Source organism: Intestinibacter sp. (assembly GCF_022780145.1).
In the GTDB taxonomy this organism is placed as follows: Bacteria; Bacillota; Clostridia; order Peptostreptococcales; family Peptostreptococcaceae; genus Intestinibacter.
In genome coordinates this window covers 1-4,388 of the sequence record NZ_JALEXO010000040.1, presented here as the reverse complement: position 1 = coordinate 4,388, position 4,388 = coordinate 1, and the positions used below count along the sequence as shown (strand labels likewise).

Annotated in this window: 5 protein-coding genes; 3 read left to right on the top strand and 2 right to left on the bottom strand. The window is 33.2% G+C overall.

Annotation, left to right across the window (positions count from 1 at the left end; all coding sequences use genetic code 11):
- Positions 1-87: 87 nt before the first annotated feature.
- Complete coding sequence (locus tag MR593_RS01555; RefSeq protein WP_290686250.1) at positions 88-471, bottom strand: PH domain-containing protein; 384 nt, start codon at positions 469-471, stop codon at positions 88-90.
- 282 nt (positions 472-753) lie between these two features.
- Here MR593_RS01555 and MR593_RS01550 point away from each other — a divergent pair, with 282 nt between their 5' ends.
- Positions 754-1,593 (top strand): ZIP family metal transporter, encoded by an 840-nt coding sequence (locus tag MR593_RS01550; protein ID WP_290686248.1) that lies wholly within the window; start codon positions 754-756, stop codon positions 1,591-1,593.
- Positions 1,594-1,646: 53 nt separating this feature from the next.
- On the opposite strand, the gene MR593_RS01545 is transcribed toward MR593_RS01550, so the two are convergent.
- Entirely contained in the window at positions 1,647-2,252 is a 606-nt protein-coding gene (locus MR593_RS01545) for a sugar O-acetyltransferase (RefSeq protein ID WP_290686245.1), read from the bottom strand.
- A gap of 167 nt (positions 2,253-2,419) precedes the next feature.
- Here MR593_RS01545 and codB point away from each other — a divergent pair, with 167 nt between their 5' ends.
- Positions 2,420-3,664 carry a cytosine permease gene (gene codB / locus MR593_RS01540; protein WP_290686242.1) on the top strand — a complete coding sequence of 415 codons (1,245 nt, stop codon included), beginning with the start codon at positions 2,420-2,422 and terminating at the stop codon, positions 3,662-3,664.
- Positions 3,665-3,666: 2 nt separating this feature from the next.
- On the top strand, positions 3,667-4,388 hold a 722-nt coding region (locus tag MR593_RS01535; protein WP_290686239.1), incomplete at its 3' end, for an amidohydrolase family protein.

The window sequence follows — 4,388 nt, the reverse complement described above, 5'->3', positions numbered from 1 at the left end:
TCTAAAAATATAGGCATATCTCTATATTCAAAAATATCATCACTTATATTCATCTTCTTGGCAGGCGAAACGATAATTCTCATTTTTCTAATCATTATCTACATCGTCATCATCAATTGCATCGACCATATTTTCTCTAGTATAAACTCTTCTAGCTATTCTTTCTTGTTCAACACTTTGTGATAACAATTCTTTTACACTTTCTCCGTCTTTTACATTTACAATATCAAAGTTTCCTAATGTTTTATCACTAGAGTTACAATGAATTGTGCTTAGTCCAAAAATTCTCTGAATTAAAGTTCTACTTAAAGATACATCTGTTATTCTGTATAATCTAACCTCATCTTGTGTTTGAGTTAAAAGCCCCGAATTTATAAAAAGACGGTTACTTGTTAGACGATATGTCGTAAAGCTAAGTGGTAGTCCAAAAAAAAGTACTCTCTTACGATCTGACCATAATTCCTTTTCCATAGTATTTTCTCCTTTCTATATCCTGTAGATTAATTTTTATTAATATTTTTATTTTCTTATTAAATATTATACTATATTATATTCCCATATAAAATTCAATCCTATATGTTTATTTATATTAATACTATGTTATAATAAAAAAGTCTTATAATTACCAAATTAATACAATTTTTTTGAATCATATGACAAGAACTTAATTATAAATTTTTATAATATAATGCCATATGCATTACAAAAATAATAGTGATAAATTATATTTTCAAATTTTAGGGGGGATAAACCATGGGAAATATAGGAACTCTAATTTTAGTTACAACTATTGCAGGTGCCGTTGGAACGGGATTAGGTGGAGTTGTAGGTGCATTATTTAAAAAAGACTCTAGCCGAACAGTAAGCTTACTTCTAAGCTTTGCAGGTGGAGTAATGATAAGCATTGTCTGCTTCGACTTAGTCTTAAGTGCAATTGAAACAAAAACTAATATAAATATTATTATATTGACAATACTTCTCGGTGTAGCAATCGTATATTTATTAAACTATTTAATAGATAAACGTACTAATCCTGAAGTTCCACATATTGATTCAAACCATCCTCAAACAGCTGATGCATTAGACGAATTAATACATAGTAATCATTTAAACGAACATATTAAGAAAAAGGACAACTCTATATCTTTATTTATAGCTGGTGTAGTTATGGCATGTGCAATAGCACTTCATAATATACCTGAAGGTATGACAATAGGTGCATCTTTTGCAAATACTGACGGTGTATTAGTAAATTCAGCATTAGTTTTATCTGTACTTATCGGACTTCATAATATTCCAGAAGGAATGGCAGTTGCTGTCCCATTAATTAGTGGTGGTATGCCTAAACCAAAAGCAATATTAATAACCACTCTAAGTGGTGCTCCCACTATTATAGGAGGATTACTTGGTTATGTTATAGGTGATATCGGACCTTTAGGACTTGCACTTAGCCTTTGCTTTGCAAGTGGTGCTATGCTATACGTCGTATTTGGTGAAATATTACCACAAGCAATTTTACTTTATCGAAGCAAATTACCAGCATTTTCAACTATTATAGGAATGGCAGTTGGATTGCTTATAATATATGCATAAAAATCAGCGCCCTCAATTTACTTAGGGGCGCTATTTATATGTTTTTTTATAATTTAAAGTAAATCCATTTTTGAATCTTCTTCTGTGATTTCTCTGACTGGCTTACAAGGAACTCCATAAGCAAGGTAATTAGCTGGTATGTCCTTTGTCACTATACTTCCTGCACCGATTACAGCATTATCTCCTATCGTAACTCCTCCTAGAACTACTACATTTGCTGCCAACCATACGTTATTCCCTATATGTATCTCGTCGGCGAACTCAGACATAGACACATGCCCATCTGGATATTTCATAGCAATTCTCTCTTCAGCTATTAGTGGATGATTTGTCGCCATCAATGATACATTTGGTCCAAACATTACATTGTCGCCTATGTAGATTCTGGCATCGTCCATAACCATTAAATTAAAATTTGAGAAGAAATTTTCACCTATAAATGTGTGTGTACCGTAATTAAATTGTATAGGTCCTTGGAAGTAATATTTTTCTCCAATTTGTCCTATAAATTCTTTTATTATTGGCAATCTGTCTTCATCGTATTCATCCATTGTATTAAATTTTTGGCAAAGAATATGCGCCTTATGTTTTATATCCTTTAATTCCTTTGTTCTAGCATCAAATAACTTACCTGCAAATATTTTTTCTTCCTCTGTCATAACTACACCTCCCAATAGTACTTTATTTATATTATAAATCCCAAAATCACATTTTTTACAAGATACTCCTATTATTTTTTTAATTATTTTGATAGACTTAAATTTGGGGATGGATATGTATTCCTACATATAATCAAAATACAAATAAATAAAAAAGGGGAGATTTTATGGAAACTAAAAACAAAAAAGTAACATCTGAAGATGCTGACTTTTCATTAGAAAGAGTACCGGACTCCGCTAGAAAAGGGTTCCGTAGTATGTTCTTTGTAATGCTCGGCTTCACATTCTTCTCTGCCAGCATGAGTGTTGGTAGTAAATTAGGTAATGGCTTAGACCTTAGCAATTTTATTTTAGCTTGTGTTATAGGTGGTATAATTTTATCTGCATATTGTGGTCTATTAGCCTATATTGGTTCAGATACTGGTATGAATATGGATCTTTTATGCCGTAATGCATTTGGTAAAAAAGGATCTTATCTATCATCATTCGTACTAGGATTTACTCAAATCGGCTGGTTTGGTGTTGGGGTTGCAATGTTTTCAATTCCTGCAGCTCAATTATTAGGTATAAATGAATGGGTACTTACTATAATAGCTGGTCTTTTAATGACTGCAACTGCTGCAACTGGTATGAAGGCATTAGAAGTCGTAAGTACAATTTCAGTTCCTTTAATAGTAATTCTAGGTGTTTACTCTATGTTCGGAGCAACTACTGAAGGTGGAGGTCTAGTTGCTATATTTAATCAATCAGCTGGACAAATAACTCTATTTACTGGTATAGGATATGTTATTGGTTCATTTATATCTGGAGGAACTGCAACACCTAACTTTATACGTTTTGCTAAAAACAACAAGGTTGCAGTATGGACTACTGTAATTGCTTTCTTCTTAGGAAATACTCTTATGTTCTGCTTCGGTGCAGTAGGTGGTGCATTCACAGGTAAAGACGATATATTCTATGTTATGATTGCACAAGGACTTGCTATTCCTGCTCTAATAGTATTAGGTGCTAATATTTGGACAACAAATAACAATGCTTTATACACTGGCGGTTTAGCACTTTCTAATATAACTGGTGCTCGTATGAAGCTTACTACTTGGATTGCTGGTATAGTTGGTACTGCACTAGCTATTTGGTTATATTGGAACTTTACTGGTTGGTTGAATATATTAAACTGCGCCCTACCTCCAATAGGTATTATAGTAATTTTAGATTTCTTTAAAAATCGCCAAAAATACGATGGCGAACGTAAATTACCAGTTGTAAATTGGTTTAATGTATTAGGTATTGTCATTGGTGCTGTAGTTGCCAACACATTACAATGGGGCATAGCTGCTATTAATGCTATGGTAATAGCTGCAGTTTGTTACTTTGTAGGACAAATTTTTTCAAAAGATAATGAGGAGGCTTAATAATGTTATTTAAAAATGGACATATTGAAAATTCTGTAGAAGCTATAGATATTCGTGTTACTGATGGTAAATTCGAACAAATAGGGGCAAATCTAGAAGCTCGTCCTGGAGAAGAGGTTGTAGATTGCACTGATAAATTAATTCTACCTCCCTTTGTAGAATCTCATGTGCATCTAGATACTTGTTTGACAGCTGGTCAACCTCGTTGGAATATGAGTGGGACTCTATTTGAAGGTATAGAAAGATGGGAGGAAAGAAAGGAATTCCTTACTAAAGAAGACGTAAAAAATCGTGTAAATAAAGTAGTTCGTATGCAAGCGGCTAATGGCGTTCAACACGTTCGTACTCATGTAGATATAAATGACCCTAAATTAACTGCATTAGAAGCTATCTTAGAGCTTCGTGAAGAAGTAAAGGATTTTATCGATATCCAAATAGTTGCATTCCCTCAATACGGTATTCTAAGCTACCCAAAAGGTAAAGAATTATTAGAGGAAGCGCTAAAAATGGGAGCAGATGCAGCAGGTGCAATTCCTCACTTTGAATTCACTCGTGAATATAGCGTAGAATCTCTAAATATATGCTTCGAATTAGCTCAAAAATACAACAAACTTATCGACGTTCACTGTGATGAAATAGATGATGAAGCTTCTAGAGGATTAGAAACTCTAGCAACAAGAGCCTATGAAACTGGTATGAGAGATATGGTCACTGCTTCTCATAC

What these genes read in the sequence shown, in the direction of transcription:
- codB (WP_290686242.1), top strand. Translation starts at nt 2,420, where the DNA reads ATGGAAACTAAAAACAAAAAAGTAACATCTGAAGATGCTGACTTTTCA.
- MR593_RS01545 (WP_290686245.1), bottom strand. Translation starts at nt 2,252, where the DNA reads ATGACAGAGGAAGAAAAAATATTTGCAGGTAAGTTATTTGATGCTAGA.
- MR593_RS01550 (WP_290686248.1), top strand. Translation starts at nt 754, where the DNA reads ATGGGAAATATAGGAACTCTAATTTTAGTTACAACTATTGCAGGTGCC.
- MR593_RS01555 (WP_290686250.1), bottom strand. Translation starts at nt 471, where the DNA reads ATGGAAAAGGAATTATGGTCAGATCGTAAGAGAGTACTTTTTTTTGGA.